We start from the raw sequence: 21,175 nt of genomic DNA on the forward strand, positions 1-21,175 counted from the left end.
CTCAGGTTATTTCTTTTGAATAATTATTTCTAAAGAGTTTTCTTCTAAAGAATTGTATTCGTCAAAATGCAAATGGTAGCCTGATGGAACCTCTGTTTGTGCTAAATTCAATAAATGATTTGCCAATGAAAACAAACCTTCTTTATTTGCGATTATATTTATAACTCCATTTTCAAACTTGGTTTCAATTTCAAAATCATTTTCCCATTTGTATTCGATTCCGTTTTCTGCTGTAAAAGCAGGTACATCAATTTTTACGTCCATATATTACTTAGATTAATCAGTTAGATAGATATGGTAATTTTTGTCTACCATCATTCCATCAGGTTTAGCTGGATTTGGTATTAAGGTTTCAAAATTAACGTGAGGTCCAATACCGTGCGCTCCAGTAATATCACTTGCCCCCATTCTAAATACTCTTTTGCCGTCATCTACCACTGCCAGGTACTAGCTCTTTATAACCTTTGCCTAAAAATTGCTCACCTAGTTCCAACGCGAGGCTTGATGTAACTTTCATTCCATCTTTTTAGCCTAATTCTGATTACGCTTTAAATCCATCCGTGTCGTCTCTAGAGGCACTATTTTGATATTTCTTTATGTCCTCTTCATTCGATGGATCCAGTCCTTGTCTTCGCATTTCTGCTGCCTCTATTTCAGAAACGGAAGTCTATAGCCTGAGTACGTTTTTTCGGACACTTTTCTATACCGTCTGCTCTTCAAATTTAACTGGACTCAAATAACCTAATTTAGAATGAATTCTATGTCTATGATAAAATATTTCTAAATAATCAAAAAAATATTCTGCTTTTTCTTTATATTCGAGAGTCGATTTTCTAAACTTTTTCATTTTGCACATCTTGCTCATTCTTGACTTAAAAGGAGTCCGTTTTTATGGAATCCAACGGCTACGCAATTTCATTCCGCATGACACAGAAGACTTCATTACCATCCTTCGAGAACTTTGAGACCTTTGTGGTAGCCTTTTTTTCTTAACCACAAAAAACACAAAGTATACTCAGAGCACTCAAAGTAATTAATAGTAGAAAACTTATCAAAACCCCAGTCCAATAATATTCAAATCAATACGCACAACTTCCTAGCCTAACACCGTCCTCTGTTATCTTTGTGTCTCCTCAGAGATCTTTGTGGTAATATGCTTCGTGCCTATTTTCGCTAGGTTTTAAGAAATCTCATCTTTCAATAATTTCTTGAATATATGTCGTCTAGTGGGCATTTAATATTAGAATTTTAAAATATAGTTTTAAATCTATGTTTTTTTTAGAATAAAAGATATTTTTTCTCAATTATACTCCAAAAAATCCTTTTTTTATCTCTATCAATCAAAAATCATAGCCAAAGTTGAACTTAAATTAAAATGAAAACAAAAATATTAAATTATCTAACTCTAGTATTCCTTTCGATCAGCCTAACAAACTGCCCAACAGGCGGTGCTGGTGCAGACTTTAGCGGTCTTTTGCTTCTATTAGGTGGCGGCTCTAGCGGTAGCTCGACTCCAACTGAACCCGATCGACCCGCACCTGGAATGGCACTACATCAAGGCTCAGTCAAAATGGAAAGTGGTGAAACCACGGATTTTGGATTAGAAATTGCAAATGTGACTGTAGGCAAAACTTCGACTTTTCAAATTAGCAACACAGGCACAACTCAGTTCAATCTCATTGGAAGTCCCATCGTTACAATTGGCGGACAGAATGTATCTGAATTTTCTGTAACTCAACCTAGTAAAACAAACTTATCACCTAATGAGAATACAAGCTTTATAGTAAGCTTTCGACCTAATTCAGTGGGCGTGAAGAACGCATTTATTGAATTTCAAACAAGTGACGAAGGCATACCAAAATTTCGTTTGAATCTTCGAGGCGAGGGTTCAAATCCTGCTTCGAGAATATCTATATTGAGAGGAGCAGATATCCAAGCCAAGAATAGCACAATCAATATGGGCTCCGTACAAGAACTGTTAAATGGTGATCCACTCCTATTAACCATTAAAAACACAGGAAGCTTGGATTTAACGTTTGATTCTCCGGCAGTTGATTCTTCCAATGCTCAGTTTAGTATTTCTCAACCTTCAACCACTCCACTAGTTCCAGGAGCGACGAGAAATTTCAGCATTACCTTTCAACCATCTTCCACTGGCACGAAAACAGCAGTCATATCTTTGCAAGGATTGAATGATCCATCCAATCCAACTTTTCATTTCAATGTAGAAGGAACAGGAACTCCAACCCCCGTTCCAACAATTGAAATTACTCAGAACAATGTGAACTATACGGCTGGCGGATCCCTTCCAACTTTTGGTATCATCTGGCCGAACTCTGTGAGTTCCACTCGCACAGTGACAATTCGCAATACCGGTTCCTTGCAGATTACAGGCTTAAATGTAAGTAAATCAGGTGCAAATAGTTCATTATTTTCAATTTCCGCCCTATCTCCGCCAGGCACAACCATTGATCCTGGTGCAAGTAAGACTTTTGGAATTGCTTTTGAACCTACATCAGAGGGGGCAAAAGTTGCGACCGTAAATATAACAAGCGCTAATGGATCGAATGGATCGGCATCTAATTCAGCAATTAGCTTGGAAGGAACTGGACATTCTGGCAAAGATGTTTTGGTTTCTTGGACTGCCGTAAAAGAAAAAGACATCAGTGCAGCAGGTGGTGGGTACAATATTTGTTACAGTCAGACTTCTGGTTTTGATCCAAGCCTTGCTGGAAATGGAACTGTTTTTTGCGATGCTTTAAATTGGACGAGTGGAACAACTCCAAGCTCGAAAGTAATTACTGTAAAAAACTATGGAAATTGGTATATTAAAGTTTACTCATTTACTCAACATAGATCGCAAGGAAGCGAACCTTCTACGCAAGTTTCCGTAAATGTTCCACAATAAATTTAAAATAGGTTAACAATATGAAAACAACATCAATTTATAAAAAACTTTTTTCCTCAATTACAATACTCATACTTATGCTTTTATCGGTTGGAGTCTACTCAGGACCCAATAAAGATATTCTAGTTCCCGATTTTACAAATTTTATTAGACCAAGCTTTTCAAATCAAAATTCCAAACCAATATTTCGCAGTGATGAATTGGTAATCGGCTACAAGAAAACCGTAAATAGCTCCGAGCTTGGTAGCAAAACCGCATCCATGAAAGTAATTCCGAGCAATATCAGCAATCGTAGTAGATCCGTTACAGCAATAATTTCTGAGAACGAAACCATTGGTAGTGCAATACAAAGAATTCAAAAGGATCCTTCAGTTGAATACGTAGAGCCCAGTTATCTATACTACCCAACGGCAACGGCACCTAATGATCCACAATGGAATAAATTATGGGGACTTCAGAATACAGGACAGACACTGGCTGATCCAGTGTATACTTCCAATTCATCGAATCCAGGAACCTCTGGCAAAGATATGAACATACTTGGCGCTTGGGATGTTACTAAAGATTGCGACGATATCGTTGTTGCTGTCTTGGATACCGGTGTAAATTATAATCATGAAGATTTCACAGGAAATATGTGGAATGGAGCAGGATGCGTTGATCATAATGGAACTGCCGTAGGTGGTGGATGTCCTAATCATGGTTGGGATTTTGTTGATAGTGACAATAACCCAATGGACCAGGAAGGTCATGGAACTCATGTTGCTGGGACTATTGGAGCCGTAGGTAACAATGGTGTAGGAATTTCCGGAGTTTGCCAAAAAGCAAAACTAATGGCTGTTAGAGTTCTTGGTCCTGAAGGTGGTAGCAATACCATGGTCGCAAATGGAATCTATTTTGCTGTTCGCAATCAAGCAAAAGTTATCAATATGAGTCTGGGAGGTGCTGGTTCTTCAACAGAGATTAGCAATGCGATCAATTTTGCTCGAGACAATGATGTGCTAGTAGTTGTTGCCGCAGGTAATGAAAATGTAAACCTATCGACGGGCAATTCTTATCCTTGTAAATTTTCTCAAGAAAATATACTTTGTATCGCAGCACTTGATCAAAAGTATGCAAGAGCTAGCTTTTCCAACTATGACAACCGAGCAACTGTTAGCTCAAGGACAGTTGATATTGGTGCACCAGGAACAAATATCCAAAGCTCTTATGGTGAAACCCAAGAGTCTACTGACAATTATGTAGGCTGGACTATGGCTGGAACTGGAGGAAGTAATGATTGGATATCAACAACTTGTTCTGGAAGAAGTATGCTTGCGTTTGTAAATTGCTCTGTTGCTACCTGGTTTTTCGGTGGTTCACAAAATTTTACAGATGCTTCAACTGATGTAAACAGACGAACTTATAAATCCTTTTCTATCAATAATGCTGCGTCCAATGTATCCCTCAATCATGCTATTGTATCGATTGGAGAGCCTGCTAGTGGAGGATGTTATGATTATATGCAAGCAACACACACCAACACGGCTGCCGATCCAAATTTTTCAGGAAATAACTTGATCAGTCTATGGGATTCAAATCGTGGAGCAATGATGAACAGGTTCTGCGCAACATCATCTAATGCATTTGTATCGGAAACTTCAACATTTCTATCAGAATGTGTAGGCAGTTCAACTTGTACAATTGGTTACCGATATTATTCAGATGACAGCGTAAATAGTCCGGGAGGTTTTGTTTTAGTAACGTCTATCTCAACCTGGGCGCCGACAACCAATGCCTATGCTTTCGTAAATGGAACATCTATGGCTAGTCCCCATGTTGCAGGACTCGCTGCATTGCTGCGATCACACAATGCTAATTTTTCTTATCTTGATACTAAGAATAAGATCATAGCTGGAGGAACTTCTGAATCTACTCTAACTGCAATCACTCGTTACGGAGTAGCTGCCAATGCAAATAATTCCATGAAGCATCTAGATCAAGTAACGAATGTTACGGCAACTTTGCAGTAACATGTCCCGAATTAGGAAAGGATAAATGGCAATTAAGTGAAAATTCTTAAAATAAACTGGTTCATGTTCATGATTCCAGTTTATTTAATTTCTATTCAAGCTGTGATTTCGATGACAATGCATCCAAACAAAAACCCAGAAGAAACTCCTATAGACAAACCCGATCGCAGATCCAATGAATTTGTTGTTGGAGCTAATTCAGAAATTCTCGATAAAGAATTTCAAGATACATTTATTGCATTACAAATCTCTTCCATTAAAAAATCTTCTCAGAGACCCATAACATACATTATTACATTCGAAAATTCATATGATTTTGATAAAATTGAAAAATTGGCTAAGAAAAACAAAAAAATTCTCTATATTGAGCCAAATTTTCTATACTATAAGCAAAAACCGAAATTGAATAAATTGCCTTAACCAAATCTCACTACTCATAACTAAACTGCACTTTTAATTTCCTTGCGACCAAGTAGCTTCATTCGGAAGAAAATACAGCTCACACAGAGCTACCACAGCACCATTTCATGCAGAAACTGACGCTGGGTAGAGAACACAGAGTGAAGAAATAGAAAGAAAGCTTATCTAATTACTATAACTACAAAATTAAAATCAACACAATCTTCTTTCTAGCCTAACAGAATCCTCAGTGATCTTTGTGTCTATGTGCGAAACTTCTTTAATTTTTCTATATTTCCAAATCATTCCCTCAACGCAAAAAACTTCCTCTTTTGATGAGTATCCTTCGTACACTTCGTGTGAACTTTGGGAACTTTGTGGTAATCTTTTTTTCTTAACCACAAAGAGCGCAAAGGTTACGCAGAGGAATATAAGGAATAATTTTATTTACTACTACATGCTCACCTTCCTCCTGCACAATTTCCTCCGGAAAGTTATGCTGGACAGGTCACGGTAGATTGTTTACCGTTAAGTCCAGCACCAGAACAACAAAAGAGCGTTAGCGACTGAGTGGTGCTGGGGAAGGCAGACGCTCCGCTCAGGTTTAAGTAGGCTACGCACAAGACTTTTCTATCTAATTCAAGTATGAGTGGCTAGTCGATCTGATTGTTTAGCTAATCCATACATTAAGCAAAATTCAATATCCGGTAGTTGCAAGCTTTTGCTATGGCAGCGCTATCGATCACATAATTTTTACATTCAACTTTCCAATTATTCAATTGCACTTGTGTTTTTATTTTTCCTAAAGCTCGTTCATACAAAAGGCTGGATATATAGCGAACCATTTGTACGATTAAATTCTCAGCCAGTCGTTCTTTCACTTCATCTGCCTTAATTGATCGCAATACCTGAATGGATTCTTCTAACAATGTATATTGATCTTCTAAGTATTTTGAAGGAGATGTTAGATTCGCTTGTAAACTGTTAATATACTTTCTAAGATTGCCATCACCACTCATTCCTGCAAGTATTGCTCCTGTTGCAATTCTAACATGAATTTGGCTAGTTCCTTCATAGATAGTGTTGATCCTTGAGTCTCGAAACATACGAGAGACCTCATAGTCTTCTGTGTATCCAGCACCACCATAGATCTGAACGCCAATACTTGCGCATTTATGCCCTTCTTCAGATCCATAGTATTTGGCAAGTGGAGTAAGAGTCGAAGCAATGGTTGACCAAAACTTCACTCGTTCATCCTTACGAATTCGAGAATCATCCAACCCTTCTTTTTCTAAACGGATTTGGTGGTGTTGGTATTTGTCAATTACACGAGCAGTTTCTAATACAAAAAGTCGCATAGCATTCATTTCACGCTTAATCTTATCAAGCAATTCGGCCACTGCCGGGATTTCAATTATGGGTTTGCCAAATTGGATTCTCTCATTTGCATACTTGAAACATTCGTAATATACTCCGGCCGAGCCCCCAGGCCCGCCCGCTGCACTTCCCAATCGCATAAAATTTGTCATACCAGCTGTATATCTGGTTAATCCTAGTCCTTCTTCTCCCAGAATTTCTGCGGGCGTATTGTCATAAACTATCTCGCAGGTTGGTGAAGCGTGGATTCCCATTTTCTTTTCTATTCCTGCAACCACAACGTCTTCGCTTTTTACAATAAAAACCGAAAGTCCTCGAGCTCCACCGCCCGCTTTTCCCGTACGAGCAAGGGTCAATAACAAAGATGGATATTCTCCCAATCCACAGCCCTGCGAAATGAATCGTTTAGTTCCCGTTATTCGATATGATCCATCTTCTTGCTTTGTTGCAATGGTTCGTATACTATTTAGATCGGAGCCAAAATCAGGCTCTGTTAGAGCCATAGCAAACAAACGCTGTCCTTGTGCTGCCTCTGCTGCATATTTTTCAATTTGTTCTTTTGTTCCATATCGAGAAACGATTTGCGCTAAATTCAAAAGAGTCGTTGTCATGCAAAATGAAACGTCAGCTCGTGCCATAATCATAACAAAGAAAGCACAAAGGCTAGCAGGAAATTCCAATCCACCAGCTTCTCGAGAAATTGAATAACCCATTAACCCTGTTTGGATAAACTTTTCATAAATATCAATAGTCTCTTGGGGAAAAATCACCTTACCATCATTATACTTGAGTTCATTTTGATCCATTGCCTTTGAAGCTTGCGAAACTTCTGTACCAAAGAACTCACCGAGAGACTCAAGACTTGATTTGTATAACTCGTAGGCCTCCTCGATGTTAGAAGGTGCCATCTCATATCGGGAATCATTTGTTTCTAAGTATTTTTTGTGAGCAAAGAATTCCAATCCTTCCGACTCTTCAATAATTTCTTTCCAATCTATAATCTCATCAAAAAATAGTTTGAGATCTTCATCGTCTGTAAAATAATTATTAGATATCATTTCTTAACTCCGATTGAATGTGCAGCTTCTAGCCCTTCCAAGAAGGCACGCTTAGCGTCCACCGCTTTGGAATTTTTTGCACCACCGATCACGATTGCTTCTTTATTTGGAAATTTCGATGTAAACTCTTCGTAGAGAGAACTCTCTTTCTCTTGACCGACACATAACACGATAGAATCGCACTTATAAATAAATTCCTCTCCGTTTTTCAAAACAACCTTCAACCCTTCTTTCGTGACCTCTTTATAATCAAGTCCGTGATAGAATTCTACTCCAGCGGAATCGAGTTCTTGCTTCAAAGCCCAGAATGTTGTCGGACCAAGCCCCGCTCCGTGCTTGCCGTTTCTTCTAAAAACAGCAACTTTTCTATCTGATTCATGAGGCTGGATTGCAACTTGAGTATAAGAACTAATATTGTATTTATGATCGTAGGATTCATAACTTGGATCACTATCTTCTGTTAGCTTATGCGCAACATCGACACCAATTCCTCCTCCTCCAATCACTGCAACTTTTTTGCCTGGTATAAATTTTCCTGTCAGATAATCCGTATAATTTCCGTATGGTAGATTTTCTAAACCTGTCAGAGAAAATTCTCGAGGGATTACTCCAGTTGCAAATATCACAACATCGGGATTCATATCTTCCAATAATTCCAAATTTGCAACAGTATTCGTACGAATTGTAACTCCAAGCGCTGCTAGCTCATTTTCAAAATATCGCATAGTCTCTTTGAATTCTGATTTGCCAGGTATATGTGAGGCCAAATGGAATTGACCACCTAACGAATTCGCTTTTTCCAAAACTACCACATTGTGACCGAGTGAAGCACTTGCGCGAGCAGCTTCCAATCCAGCAGGTCCCGATCCAATGATTACAACAGATTTTGGTTCTTGCACTTTTTCGGTCGGAAATTGCAATTCGTTTACAGCCTCTGGATTCACGATACAAGATACAGATCGTTCTTGGAATGCATGATCAAGACATGCTTGGTTACAAGCAATACAAGTATTGATCCGCTTATAATCACCTGATTTTACTTTATTAATTATATTTGCGTCTGCGAGAAAAGGCCGAGCCATAGAAATAATATCCGCTTCATTGTTACCAAATATTTTCTCCATTGTGATTGGATCATTGACACGATTGGATGCGATGATAGGAACACCGGGTGTTTTTGCTTTAATCTTTCCGGCAATATTTGACCAAGCACCACGGGGAACCAACTGACTGATCGTAGGGATTCTCGATTCATGCCAGCCAATTCCAATATTTAAAGCAGAAACTTTTTCTTCTCGTAATAGTTTTGCTAGTTGAACAACATCATCAAAGGTTGGATTGCCAGGAATTAAATCAATTCCAGACATACGAAAAATTACAGGGAATCCTTCAGGTAAATTTTTTATTACCGATCGAAGAACTTCAACAGACATATTCATTCTTCGAATGGAATCACCACCGAAGTAATCATCTCTTTGATTTGTTACGGGTGAAAAGAATTGATTTAGAAGATAGCCTTCACTTCCCATAATTTCAACTGCTCCGAAACCAACTTCGGCTGCGATGCGAGCAGAAATACCAAAATCTTCAATTGTTTTCCAACATTCTTCTTCGCTCAACGCTTTCGGAATAAACCGATTGATAGGTGCTCTTATTGGAGAAGGAGCAACGCAGTCTCGTGAATTGGCGTAACGTCCTGCATGAAAAAGTTGCGCACACATTGTACCTTTTCCTTTCAATAATTGATTCATCTTTTGAAGCTCATTGGCATGTTCTGGAACTTGAAAGTTGAAAAAAGTTTTAGAACCTTTTCCTGCTTCATTGACGCTTATACCACCCGTGACAATGAGTCCGACACCACCATCAAATCTTCTTTCATAAAAGGCTGCCATCCGCTCAGCAGTTCCGACTTCACCTTCGAGCCCCAAGTGCATCGATCCCATTACGAAATGATTAGGTAGAGTTAAGTTTCCAATTTGGATTGGCTCAAAAGCTTTCAACATGATATTATCTCCGACACGATAGGTTTCCGTTTTCTAGAATTAATTTACCAACGGTAACTTAATGATTTTTATAAGCAAACATTTTATTTACCAACGGTAAATAATTTCTAGCTTTATTTTTTCGCTGCCTAAAATGAGAAATATGCCAATCAAAAAGCGAAGCGCTTCTCAAAAGAAAGCGAAAACTGCTGGTCGCCCTCGAAAAAAGAATGCATTGAATGTTAGAGAAGCTTTGATTCAGGCAGGTGCTGAACTTCTTAAGTCTACTTCTCTTGAAGAAATATCCCTTCGAAAAGTAGCCACACTAGCAGGAGTAAGCCATGTGGCAACCTATCACCATTTTGAGAATAAGAATGCATTATTTTCAGCTATGGCAGAAATCGGATTTCAGAAATATTTTGATACCTTCCAAAAAGAATTAGCTCGAACCAATCAAGATTTTATAGGTCGGTACCAAGCTCTTGGTTGGACTTATTTTCAGTTTATAATGGACAACCAACAATTCGCACGAATCATGTTCGGTGGCTTAGGTAAGAATGCTAAACGCAATCCAACTCTATCGGCCGTATCGAGAAGAACATATCGGCAGCTACATGAAATCATAAGATTAGGTCAGAAAACAGGACATCTTAAACAAGGCAAAACTCGTGAAAAAACATTAGCATCTTGGGCGATGATTCACGGAATTGCAATGTTATTCCTGGAAGGAAGACTACAAATGAAAAATAATAAAGAAGAAATGGAGAAATTTATTCATAGCGTAACCGAATATACTTATATTGGGATGCTTTAGAAAAAATTAATTCAATGTATATTCATTTTTGCATATTCGCAATTCGATAAAAACAAGAACCAATATAATGAATTTCTCCGAGAAAAAATATAACACTCCGAGACCTGTCAGTATATCATAGAAATATATCACCAAAGAAAAACTAAGTATGCAATACATTAGATTTGCCATTGCCACAATCCAAAGCCGGAAGCTAAATATTTTAGGTTGGATTAGATAGTTTGAAATTGAAAAAAATGCAAGAAACAAAGGAATTGGAAATAATTTATATAGAACATCTTTGGGCATACCAAATAAATCTACCCAATAAGATAAAACGATTAAAAGAGAAGCAGAGAGCAATGCACCAAGACCATCGATCAGGAAAATAAAATTTGGCTTTTTATTAAAAAACTTATTGAACTCAGAAAAAATCTTCATTATCATTCCAAAATAAATTGCAATGTTTTACAGTATTGTAAAAAATATTATTCATCCATTTTTAATAATCAATTTTCTTCGAATTCTAAAATAAATAAAATAACTCCTCTAAATACTGAATCTTTAAAAATTCCTTTCTCGGATTCAAGATTTGACATCGTATAAATTCTATTTTCATCTAGTCCCAATTTTATAAATTCGTTCTTAACGGATTCAGCTCGATTCTGAGCTAGAATGAGATTTTGGGACCGATCACCAGTTGAATCGGCAGATCCCACCAAAAGTAATTTTACTTGTGACTTTAGCAATTGCGCAGAAATCAATTTCAGGCGATTGGATTCAGATGGAGTGACGACTGATGAGGAATTTGCAAATGACACAGTTGTAAGCGCGGTTGGTTGCTTGATAATTTTTATTTTAGGCATATCCGCAACTAAGGAATTTTCTTGCCCGGCATATCCACATCCGAAGTAAGTCTCAGTCGTGCTAATAAAACTAAATAAAAAACCCAAGAAAGAAATTCCCAAATCTCTAAAGGTAAAAGTTTCTTGGAATTTTACATTTGAAAAATTGATTTGTTTTTCTGAAAGCGGCGATCTATTCCAACGATTTAGAGCAACAACAAACAAAAAGTTAACAACTGATCTCTGATCGAGAATCTTGCAATCATCATAGTTCGACTGATCACCATTCAAGAATAATTCAGAAGAAGTCTTGATACTTCGAATAGTGAATAAATCTGTATGGCATTGGAAGTGAAAAATTACAGCAATTAATAAAAATAGAATTTTTACACTTTGCATATCAAACGTATGAGTAGAGTAGAAAACGACCCTCTACCTTCCCCTACTCTAACTCCGCATACATGGCAGGAAGATAGATATTCATATCCTTACCAATCGCTGGATTGGGTGCTTCTTGGTTATCACTCCAAGGTGCAGAATTGAAGTCAGGCGCTATTGATGGGTGGAACGGATCATGGAAGCAAACATCAGAGAAGCTCGCTCCTTTAGGATTAGGTCGACATGTTAGTGGATAGCTAGCAGATGGTGCCAACATGATACTCCCACTCGGCCATAATTCAATATCCTCTGGGTATTTATGAGGTCGAAATTTTGTTTCTGGTGAATTCGAATCCCAATGGAATACATTTCTTGCATCCACTGAAATCTTTAATTTCGAAAAGTTATCATTTTTTGAATTGGTTTTAATTGGCATTATATACGTTCGTATCTTACCATTTGCGCTCTCCGAAATCTCCTTATATGATCGCGTAAATTGAAAGTATCCAGTTCCATTTACTGCATGATTTACCCTGCCATTACCTCCTAAAGTTAATTGACTCAATTGTTCAGGTTGGGTAGCTCGCCTAGTTAAGTCATACTCATTTCCACCAACTCCAAAAAAACCTGTTTGTCTTTTGATTCGAGCAAACTGACCAAGTCGAATTGGATATTCATCTGGTCTTGTTCGATAAGTACACCTCTGAAGAAAATACCCATTCGATCCATCACAAGCTTGGTATACATGAGTATTCCATGTTTGGAAATCATGAGATTCTATATCGGTATTATAGTTTCCCAACCAAGTCGTTATAATAGCCAAAGAGTCAGGATCTGGGATTAAATCTCTATCAAAGGTTAAATAAACATGCTCCAACTCGATTCCCACTCTATCATAGTCTCCGTTCAATACAGATTGTGGAATCGAATTGGCAATATAGCCATTAGTATTGGAAACAGAAAGCGCAGGTATTCCTCCGAATATACCAGTCGAACTTGGATCATGAATCTCAACACCATTCGCTCCGAATTGTCTAGTCCAATCTATGGTAAAATCGGCATTTGCCGCTGACTCTTCCCCTGGTTTAACACCATCTTTCTTCCAGAAATAAATATTCCAAATGGTTAAAGATACAGAACTTGCACTTCCAAATTTATCTTGGAATCCGTCACCCGTTCCATCTCCATATTCATCCTTTCGTAGTCCTTGCATATTGACGATCTGATCGCTAACAGTTAAATTCCGACTTCGCCCGTTGACAGAAGAATCATTTGCTACAAAGACAAATTCAAAATTACTTTGCTGGCTCAAGAGAAATAAACCCAATAAGAGATTGTCATCACCGTTGTCGGGTTTTTGACAACCAATAAAAAGAGCGAATATTAGAATCAGTGAATATAGATTTTTCATTAGTACATTCCTCTGCCTTCCCCTACTCTAACTCTGCATACATGGCAGGAAGATAGATATTCATATCCTTACCAATCGCTGGATTTGGTGCTTCTTGGTTATCGCTCCAAGGTGGCGAATTGAAGTCAGGCGCTATCGATGAGTGGAGGTCATCATGAAAACACAAAGGATTTCCGTTAAACGCAGGTCGTGGATCAGGAACGCAGGTCTCTGGTAAATTATTTACAGTCGACCAGTTGATCCAATTTGATAAATCACTTTTATCACCCTCATTTCGTCCATCTGTCGTACCAGGTGGAAAAAGTTCAAAATCATCTGGATATCTGTGAGGTTTAAATTTCGCATTGGATGAATTAGAATCCCAATGTAAAACATTAGAAGCATTTACATTTACTTTTAGCTTGTTATAGGTTTCTTTATTCTCCTCAATTTTAATTGGCATAACATACATTTTCAGTAAGGTTTGCGTAACAATATCTTTGGATTCTCTAAAGTAACCAATGGAATTAATATTCCTATTTACTTTCTTAGATCCGCCAAACCCTAGATATTTGCGCTTAGATGCTCCTTCATTTTCAAGAAACACCGTCCTGTCAAATTCGTTACCCCCAATTGTGAAATGCCCCGTATATCTACTGATAGGTAAAAACGCTCCAAGATTTACTGGGTAGCGAGGTGCGTTGGTTCTATCAACGCAGGTCTCTAAATTATAGTCGCTTCCTTCTCTACATTTTTGGTAAAAGCTCGAATACCAAGTGCCATAGTCGGAATATTCATTATAAATATGTTCATTTGGAGTTTGCATTTCCGTTTCAACAATTGATAATACATCGGGATTTTCGAGAACATTAGAGTCAAATGTATATATGATTGATCTGAATTGTATTCCGATTCGATCATAGGTTCCATCTAGAATTTCATCCGGTAAGTTTTTTCCAATAAATTCATTTGCTTTACTCACAGTAAGACGAGGAATATATTGCCAACCTTCCCTACCGGGCTGATCTTGAAACTGTTTTACACCCGCAATTGTCAAATCGGCATTTTCTGTAGTCTCCTCACCTAATGGTATATTTCCTTTCTTCCAAAAGTAAATATCTCCCATTGTTAACGATACGGAACTCGCACTTCCAAATTTATCTTGGAATCCGTCACCTGTTCCATCTCCATATTCATCCTTTCGTAGTCCTTGCATATTGACGAGTTGATCAGTATTTAAATTTCTCGCATTAGAGAGAAAAGTAGAGGAGTCATTTATAAAATGAAATTCCAAATTTGTTTTATGTAACAAAAATAACAGTGCAAATAAATTATTTTTATTATCTTCGTTATTCGCACAGTTTGAAAAGCAACTAATAAGAGCAGTTAAAAATAATATAATTTTCATTATTGGATACCCCCGATCGAAAGTGGATTGTTTAGAAAATCCCTAGCCAAGTAACTGCTTGAGCCAAAGTAGTAAAGCAAATTATCTATGCTTGACGCTCTTGGACAATAAGTTTGCCAGTTACTATAAGTTCCGCAATAGCTACGATCTTCATAGATTTGAGCTTCCAGAGTGGAATTACTGGTAGATGTTGAAAAAGTGGCGGTCGAAGAATTACTATCAATAAAGTTAAATCCAGAATAATTACCAGAATATGTAAACACCTTTGCCATCGAATTCTTTAATCCAGTATTTACTCCATAAGCACATCCTGCTATGTCGAATGAGACTGGATAATGCCCAACCGGTAAATTGCAGCTGGATCGATCGCAAGCAAACCCCATACCATTAGAAACGTCACATTGAAATATACAACCAGCCCATTCCAATGGATTTCTAAAAATAGGTTCAAATCTAGTTCCAGAATATTTATTGGGTCGACAGTCATAAGGATAGTATGTCCTATACCTATATCCCAAACTAAAACTCACCGTTGACAACGTAGTTGCATCCATAGATCGATTCATGGTTAGAACTGCTGTTGTGTCTGTAATATCAGCTCTTCTTAAGTAACCAATCAATGGTTGCACAGCTGGAGGATCATTTGTGAGCGAAACGGGATAGCTAAATGCTCCCACTGCTCTGCCAGAAAGGTCTCGAGGGGGAGCGGCATTGTTTCGGAATATATCCAAGGTTCTGCCGTAAATGGTTGCATAATTTTGCCCATCGAGGAAGGCAAAGCTAGGAATCCAATAACTTGCCACAAATGTTATTGGATCATAAGATTGAAGTTGAACCGGTAGGTTTACATTTGTTACACGAATTTGGGCGTTGACTGCATTGGTTAAAGTGTTGCGATCCATCTCTTCAGTGAACTGAATTGTGAAGTGGATTCCATCCACGAATTGAGTTGGCACTGGACCATCTAGTGTATAATTCGCAATCGTCGGATTGACAGTATCAACTGTTTTGAATTTAAAGGATCGCGTTCCAATTGTTACATTGTTGGAAGTATCAGCGATTCCTGGTTCCAATCGAATCTCATAATATGCATTTTGCAATAAGGTTCCAGGTAATGATCTCGTAAATGTCGCAATCTTTCTAGAATTATCCAAGCTTATATAGTTTAACATCTCTGAGCTTATCAGAGTTCCTAAATGGTTTCGACGATCTAGATATACTGAATTGGATAGACTTGCACCATTGATTTCTTCGTTGAAGAAGATTTGGAAACTATTTGTTGCAAGTCCGACAGCATTCGTAGGCGTTCCTATGGCAATTGCTATTGGCGGCATTGTATCAACAGTTCTAAATGAATAGCTCTCCCAGGTTAGTGTAAGTGGATTACCGTTTGCATCCTGAATACCAGATGTCCAGAAATTCAAATGATAAGTAGATGATTCTTCAAGCCCTGACACAGTATAGTTAGCTACCGTATTCCCCGCTGTCAGTCCGGTAAAATTTAAGCTAGGTGTTCCCATTCCAGAAATAGTCAATGCGTTAAACGAAGCTGGATCCATTGGTTCATCAAATGCAATTGAGATTGTACTGGGTGCAGTCGAAATCACAGAATGGGTGGTTGGTGTGATCCCCACTATTTCTGGAAAAGTGGAATCCAGTGTTCGGAAAGTTCCAATTGCTTGATTTGGCATTTTATAATGATTCACTAGGCTTTATTTTACCGTAGATTGAGGCATCTGTCAATGGACTAGAAATTTATTGTGATCGGAATTATTCGAATTTCGAATCAAAACGGTGAAACATTCATCGATATTCGAATAATCTGATATTTTTTTATTGCAAAAGAAATCAGATTTCTTACAATATAGGCTAAAATTATGAATTTATTTGAAAAACGTAGAACACAATTAAAATTATCTCGCAAAGATATTTCGATAGAATTAAATATTCCAATCTATACCATCAATAAGATGGAATCTGAAAAGTGGACAGAATGTTCGATTGAGTCAATTGTTTCTGTATCCAAGCGTCTGAATGTAAATATATATTCTCTAATCGAAAGTCAGTTCCAGATTCCCAGAGAAAGTCTAGAGAGTGGATCTGATGAATATGAATACCATATTCTCAGCATGGCGCATTCCCGCATGCAAATGTTACTGTTCTTTATGGATGAATTTTGCAAAGTAGCTCAAGTCCGCAAAACCGATTACAACCTAACGCGAATTGGATGTTCCTTAGAAGCAATGAACAATCTCAGTTATGTTACCCAAGCTCTTAAGGACAAGCGAATCACTCGCAAAGAAGCCTTACAAAAATTTCCGCCTGATTTCAAGTCAAGCAAAAGAAATTCTGTATGATCCAATTACACCAGCATGGAGATCATACCCAAACATTCACTTATTCAAATATTCTTAACTTCACCCAAACCTTCAAAGACTGGCTTGGAAAATAAATAACCCTGATAGTATCGAATTCCCAGTTCCATCAACCTTTTGTATTCGCCAGTAGTTTCAATCCCTTCTGCGACCACTTTGATTCCAAGTTTATCCGACAGATTCACAATAGATTCAACTATCAAAGTTTTGGAATGAGTAGTATCAATGTCTCTCACAAGTTCCATATCTATTTTAAGAAAATCAGGTTGGAATTTAGCAAGCAGATTGAGTCCAGAATAACCAGCACCAAAATCATCAATTGCCGTTAGAAATCCTTGCTTTTTATATGAATTAAAAATTCCCAAAAGATGCTTCTGATCTACAACTTCTTCTGCCTCCGTCACTTCAAATATGATCTGATTGACTGGAAAATTGAATTGTTCGGACGCCTCAAGTGTTGCCGCGATGCATGTCTCTGGTTTGTAGACCGCATTTGGCAAGAAATTGATATTCAGCATGGATTTCATCTTGAGTTTTGATGCGAGTTCAATTGCTTTGATGCGACAAGATTGATCAAAAGAATACCGATTCTGGGAATTGATCTGCGAGAATACCCAACCTGCACCTTCCCCGTTAACACCCCGAACGAGAGCTTCATGCGAGTAAATAAATTGCTTTTTTGCATCCCAAATTGGTTGGAAAGCCATAGAAATGGGGAATCCGAGCGCTTTTCCCTCTCTACATTCGGAACAAGACAGAGGGCGGAACGGCTGGGGGAATTCGGATGGAATGGAGGATAAATTGATCTGAGACATGAGCTAGGTTTTATTGTCACATAATTCCATTTTTTGTCTAGAAAAATTCCAGTTTTAGAGATTGACGTTCTGCTATGGTCGAATATTTTGGCAGTGCACAATAAAAAATTGAGGCAATAAATGAAAAACACGAAAAAAAAATTAATTCTGGGTACGATAATTTCTGGATTGGGTCTTATGGCCTACAATACCTTTGCTCTTCCAAAAAAAGAGATCACCTATTTGGACAATCGATTTGTTCAAACCTATGAAGGTCGTGATGGAATCTGGATGATTCCATCAAATAATAAAAATGCCATTGCTAATCTTCTCGAAGAGACAGGATCTAGCCTTGAAACTCTTCTCACAGTCAACAATATTCCCAATGAGAAGAAAATTCCCAAAACAATCCCCATATTCTTTCCTTACAGTGATTCAAAACTTGCCGAATTGGAAGCGGATGGCAAAGGTAGAGAAGCCATTTCCTCCGATCCCGAAAAACTTGTCTGGCCTGTAATCGCCGATAAGTATTCCAAGATAACTTCTAGAATTGGAAGACGATGGAATAAATTTCATACAGGAATTGACATCGCTTGCGTTCGTAACACAATCATTGTTGCCGCAGCTGATGGAGAAGTCCAAGAAGCTGGATGGATGGGTCATTATGGCAAAATTGTCAAGATCTACCACAAGCAACTCAGCAATACAGAAACCATCTATGCCCATAATACGCATGTTCTCGTTAAGAAAGGTGATCATGTCAAAAAAGGTCAGATCATTGCTTTCTCAGGAACTACAGGAAAATCTACAGGACCGCATCTACATTTTGAAGTTCGTTATCAAAATATATTCCTAAATCCTGAACACTTCTTACCTGAATTTCCAGATACTATCGAAGCCATTGCACAATTGGATTGATACAAGCTGGACTGAGGATGTGCAATCTATCTGGAGGGAACTATTAGATTCCGCTCCAGGATTGCTCTGCCTAGACTTTGATAATACATTCGTTCGCGGTGATTTTGGCGAAGCCGTGATGGAAAAGTTGCTATCATCAGGCTATCCCAAAAATTCAAAACAATCCCTCAATTACCCTTCACTTTTTCGTGATGCCGCAACAGCAGAAAATTCACACAAGCAAGCAATCCAGACAGGTGATGGACAAGCTTGGAAAGATTTAGTTTGGGCAGAGTATGCCTATGTTCGCAAAACTCGAGGTTTGGGAGAGTCCTATCGTTGGTCGGCTTTCATTTTTATGGGTTGGGAAGAGATCCAATTCAAGAAATACTGTAGAGAAATCTGGCTTGATGGGTTGGATCTGGCCAAAAATGACAAAACTGCCGTTCATCCAAGAGAACCTCTTCTGCAATTAGTCAAAGAATTCCAGCGCAGAACTTGGAGAATTTTAATTGTTACTGCAAGTCCCCAGTGGGCAATTGCAGTAACAACATCGGAACTAGGTCTTGCGCCAGACGATGTCATCGGAATGCGAACGGAGCTAAATTCTGAATCCCAATCCACTTATACAATTATCGAACCTTATCCATACGGCGAGGGAAAAGTCCAAGCGATCCATAATTTGACCGGGCTAACACCTGATATTTCTTTTGGAGATACGATCAATGACTTTCCCATGCTCAAGGCTTCTAAGAGATTTGCTCTACTATTCGATCGAGGCGACAATTCATTGAACCAAAAATGTCAAGAGAACGGAATATTTATACATCCTTGGATTTAATTGTTTTTTTCTTGTGAGAATATCCGTTATATTGGATGTTGTCACCATGGTCGGACAGAGTATAGATCCAGCAGATGCTGAAATTCCTAAAGAAATTGATGGCGACTATATTACAGACGTCGTAAAAGACAATTTAAAACTCATTCGCCATACAAAAGGACTCTCTCTCGACAAGCTTGCGAGCAAATGTGGAGTGAGTCGCGCCATGCTTTCGCAGATTGAACAAGGCAAAAGCGTTCCAACCATCTCAGTTCTCTGGAAAGTAGCCAATGGACTCAATGTTCCTTTTAGTGATCTTTTAAAAGAGAGACGACAAGAAGGAGTTTTCGTACTCAAACACGAAAATTCTAAGTTATTGTATTCTAGTTCTAAGGTTTTTTCTTCCCGAGCGCTTTTTCCTTTTGTTGGCAATCGCAAAACAGAATTCTATGAACTCATACTCAAACCAGGTGGGATCGAAGTTGCAGATCCCCACCAAACAGGCACTATAGAAAACATTGTAGTTGTATCTGGTAAATTGCGCCTGCGAGTTGGTGACCAAGTCGTAGAGCTCGAACCGAAAGATAGCGTTTACTTTCGCGCCGACGTCCCGCATGAATATTCCAATCCTACCGATTCCGAAACCCTAATGTATCTCGTGATGGATTATAGCGAAGAAGTGGGTTGATCTTTTAATTGTTATACCGCGAAGCAAAAGTTAACTTACCAAAAGAATTTGCAGAATCTCTCAATGATTTTCTAGAGACATTGCAGATTCCTGGTTACTACGAGATCCTTTTTGATTCTAGTATTCCAAAAGACGAAGGAATCATACTTCCTGAGAATACAAATATTCGAGCTTACCTCAATTCAGAAGATGTCACAACCGAAATCAAATTAAGAATTTTCCTTTCTACTCTGTGCCCAAGCTCACATAGCTTGGAAATTCGTGAGATCGAAACCAGAGAATACGAGGAAGCTTACAAAGAATTTTATAAACCTTTTGCTGTTGATCGAGTATGGATCATTCCTATCTGGGAGAAAGACAACGATCTTACAAAAAAAATTGTAAGCGATGGAGACATTCCCCTATTTTTAAATCCAGGTGTAGCTTTTGGAACTGGACATCATGAGACAACTCAGATGATCGTGGAAAGACTTCAAACTTTAATCCAGAAAGGAGATCGAATTCTCGATCTCGGCACAGGCTCTGGAATATTATCTCTGTTATGTGGACTTCTTGGAGCTTCTACTATTTTTTCATTAGACATTGATCCAAATGCTGTCAAAGCAGCACTATCTAATTGGAAAGAAAATATCTATCCCAATGATTGCAAATTTGAAGCTGTTGAATCTGGATTTGATCATCCGGATGTATTTGGTAGAGATTACGATATCGTACTTGCCAATATCACATTTGCTGTTCTATCTCAGAATATTTCGCATATTGCAAAAATCCAATCTCCAGTTTTTCTATTCAGTGGAATCATAACTGAGAAAAAAGATGAATTCCTAGAGCTACTCGCAATTCATATTCCAGGAAAGCTTGTTGATTCAAAAGAAAAAAATGGATGGGAAAGGATTGAGTGGATTCGTTCTTAAATCATTTCGAAAAATATTGAATTAAGCTGTTGTTTTAATTTTTTTTTGCGTAATCCTCTAGAAATTTTTTATTACCAAATCCAATATTCTGTTATAATAAAATAGAATAAAATACTTTACTTTCTTAATCTTCAGTC

20 protein-coding genes are annotated in these 21,175 nt (G+C 38.0%); 9 read left to right on the forward strand and 11 right to left on the reverse strand.

Going from position 1 to position 21,175, the window contains the following annotated elements; translation table 11 throughout:
* Positions 1-6: 6 nt before the first annotated feature.
* From O4O04_RS14340 to O4O04_RS14350, 3 genes are all read right to left on the reverse strand, one after another.
* Complete coding sequence (locus tag O4O04_RS14340; protein WP_272532456.1) at positions 7-264, reverse strand: Imm32 family immunity protein; 258 nt, start codon at positions 262-264, stop codon at positions 7-9.
* Positions 265-276: 12 nt separating this feature from the next.
* Positions 277-408 carry a hypothetical protein gene (locus O4O04_RS14345; RefSeq protein ID WP_272532457.1) on the reverse strand — a complete coding sequence of 44 codons (132 nt, stop codon included), beginning with the start codon at positions 406-408 and terminating at the stop codon, positions 277-279.
* 292 nt (positions 409-700) lie between these two features.
* Entirely contained in the window at positions 701-847 is a 147-nt protein-coding gene (locus O4O04_RS14350; protein WP_272536157.1) for an IS3 family transposase, read from the reverse strand.
* Between the two features lie 528 nt (positions 848-1,375).
* Between O4O04_RS14350 and O4O04_RS14355 the strand changes: the two genes are divergently transcribed.
* The 3 genes from O4O04_RS14355 to O4O04_RS14365 are packed head-to-tail and all read left to right on the forward strand — an operon-like array spanning position 1,376 to position 5,340.
* A complete protein-coding gene (locus tag O4O04_RS14355) occupies positions 1,376-2,908 on the forward strand; it encodes a choice-of-anchor D domain-containing protein (RefSeq protein WP_272532458.1) in 1,533 nt (510 codons plus the stop codon).
* 20 nt (positions 2,909-2,928) lie between these two features.
* Positions 2,929-4,920: a S8 family serine peptidase gene (locus tag O4O04_RS14360; RefSeq protein ID WP_272532459.1), complete on the forward strand. Its 1,992-nt coding sequence runs from the start codon at positions 2,929-2,931 to the stop codon at positions 4,918-4,920.
* Positions 4,921-4,956: 36 nt separating this feature from the next.
* The gene (locus O4O04_RS14365; protein WP_272532460.1) at positions 4,957-5,340 is read left to right on the forward strand and encodes a hypothetical protein; all 384 of its coding nucleotides are present in this window, start codon (positions 4,957-4,959) and stop codon (positions 5,338-5,340) included.
* A 665-nt stretch (positions 5,341-6,005) separates the two neighbouring features.
* Here the strand turns inward: O4O04_RS14365 and O4O04_RS14370 are convergent.
* Together O4O04_RS14370 and O4O04_RS14375 are read right to left on the reverse strand one after the other, a co-directional pair.
* Positions 6,006-7,754 (reverse strand): acyl-CoA dehydrogenase family protein, encoded by a 1,749-nt coding sequence (locus O4O04_RS14370; protein ID WP_272532461.1) that lies wholly within the window; start codon positions 7,752-7,754, stop codon positions 6,006-6,008.
* Complete coding sequence (locus O4O04_RS14375) at positions 7,751-9,757, reverse strand: oxidoreductase (protein WP_272532462.1); 2,007 nt, start codon at positions 9,755-9,757, stop codon at positions 7,751-7,753. Before O4O04_RS14375 ends, O4O04_RS14370 begins: the two co-directional genes overlap by 4 nt.
* Before the next feature lie 142 nt (positions 9,758-9,899).
* On the opposite strand from O4O04_RS14375, the gene O4O04_RS14380 reads away from it, so the two are divergent.
* Positions 9,900-10,550, forward strand: coding sequence for a TetR/AcrR family transcriptional regulator (locus tag O4O04_RS14380; protein ID WP_272532463.1), 651 nt, complete (start codon positions 9,900-9,902; stop codon positions 10,548-10,550).
* A 6-nt stretch (positions 10,551-10,556) separates the two neighbouring features.
* On the opposite strand, the gene O4O04_RS14385 is transcribed toward O4O04_RS14380, so the two are convergent.
* The 5 genes from O4O04_RS14385 to O4O04_RS14405 all read right to left on the reverse strand — a co-directional run bounded on the left by O4O04_RS14385 (position 10,557) and on the right by O4O04_RS14405 (position 16,241).
* Complete coding sequence (locus O4O04_RS14385; RefSeq protein ID WP_272532464.1) at positions 10,557-10,970, reverse strand: hypothetical protein; 414 nt, start codon at positions 10,968-10,970, stop codon at positions 10,557-10,559.
* A gap of 68 nt (positions 10,971-11,038) precedes the next feature.
* Positions 11,039-11,773 carry an OmpA family protein gene (locus tag O4O04_RS14390; RefSeq protein WP_272532465.1) on the reverse strand — a complete coding sequence of 245 codons (735 nt, stop codon included), beginning with the start codon at positions 11,771-11,773 and terminating at the stop codon, positions 11,039-11,041.
* A gap of 43 nt (positions 11,774-11,816) precedes the next feature.
* Positions 11,817-13,163, reverse strand: a complete 1,347-nt coding sequence (locus O4O04_RS14395; RefSeq protein ID WP_272532466.1) for a hypothetical protein — start codon at positions 13,161-13,163, stop codon at positions 11,817-11,819.
* 22 nt (positions 13,164-13,185) lie between these two features.
* Entirely contained in the window at positions 13,186-14,550 is a 1,365-nt protein-coding gene (locus O4O04_RS14400; RefSeq protein ID WP_272532467.1) for a hypothetical protein, read from the reverse strand.
* Positions 14,550-16,241 (reverse strand): Ig-like domain-containing domain, encoded by a 1,692-nt coding sequence (locus O4O04_RS14405; protein ID WP_272532468.1) that lies wholly within the window; start codon positions 16,239-16,241, stop codon positions 14,550-14,552. Before O4O04_RS14405 ends, O4O04_RS14400 begins: the two co-directional genes overlap by 1 nt.
* Positions 16,242-16,427: 186 nt before the next feature.
* On the opposite strand from O4O04_RS14405, the gene O4O04_RS14410 reads away from it, so the two are divergent.
* Entirely contained in the window at positions 16,428-16,907 is a 480-nt protein-coding gene (locus O4O04_RS14410) for a hypothetical protein (RefSeq protein WP_272532469.1), read from the forward strand.
* A gap of 44 nt (positions 16,908-16,951) precedes the next feature.
* Here O4O04_RS14410 and O4O04_RS14415 read toward each other — a convergent pair whose 3' ends face one another.
* Positions 16,952-17,632 carry an EAL domain-containing protein gene (locus O4O04_RS14415; RefSeq protein ID WP_272532470.1) on the reverse strand — a complete coding sequence of 227 codons (681 nt, stop codon included), beginning with the start codon at positions 17,630-17,632 and terminating at the stop codon, positions 16,952-16,954.
* A 228-nt stretch (positions 17,633-17,860) separates the two neighbouring features.
* On the opposite strand from O4O04_RS14415, the gene O4O04_RS14420 reads away from it, so the two are divergent.
* From O4O04_RS14420 to O4O04_RS14435, 4 genes are read left to right on the forward strand one after another with little or no spacing between them, the layout of a single operon-like run.
* Complete coding sequence (locus O4O04_RS14420; RefSeq protein WP_272532472.1) at positions 17,861-18,637, forward strand: M23 family metallopeptidase; 777 nt, start codon at positions 17,861-17,863, stop codon at positions 18,635-18,637.
* Positions 18,621-19,457, forward strand: coding sequence for an HAD family hydrolase (locus tag O4O04_RS14425; RefSeq protein ID WP_272532474.1), 837 nt, complete (start codon positions 18,621-18,623; stop codon positions 19,455-19,457). The genes O4O04_RS14420 and O4O04_RS14425 overlap by 17 nt, the downstream gene beginning before the upstream one ends.
* A 46-nt stretch (positions 19,458-19,503) precedes the next feature.
* Positions 19,504-20,124 (forward strand): helix-turn-helix domain-containing protein, encoded by a 621-nt coding sequence (locus O4O04_RS14430; RefSeq protein WP_272536110.1) that lies wholly within the window; start codon positions 19,504-19,506, stop codon positions 20,122-20,124.
* 8 nt (positions 20,125-20,132) lie between these two features.
* The gene (locus O4O04_RS14435) at positions 20,133-21,038 is read left to right on the forward strand and encodes a 50S ribosomal protein L11 methyltransferase (protein WP_272532475.1); all 906 of its coding nucleotides are present in this window, start codon (positions 20,133-20,135) and stop codon (positions 21,036-21,038) included.
* Positions 21,039-21,175 lie beyond the last annotated feature (137 nt).

Source organism: Leptospira sp. GIMC2001, assembly GCF_028462125.1.
Classification (GTDB): Bacteria; Spirochaetota; Leptospiria; order Leptospirales; family Leptospiraceae.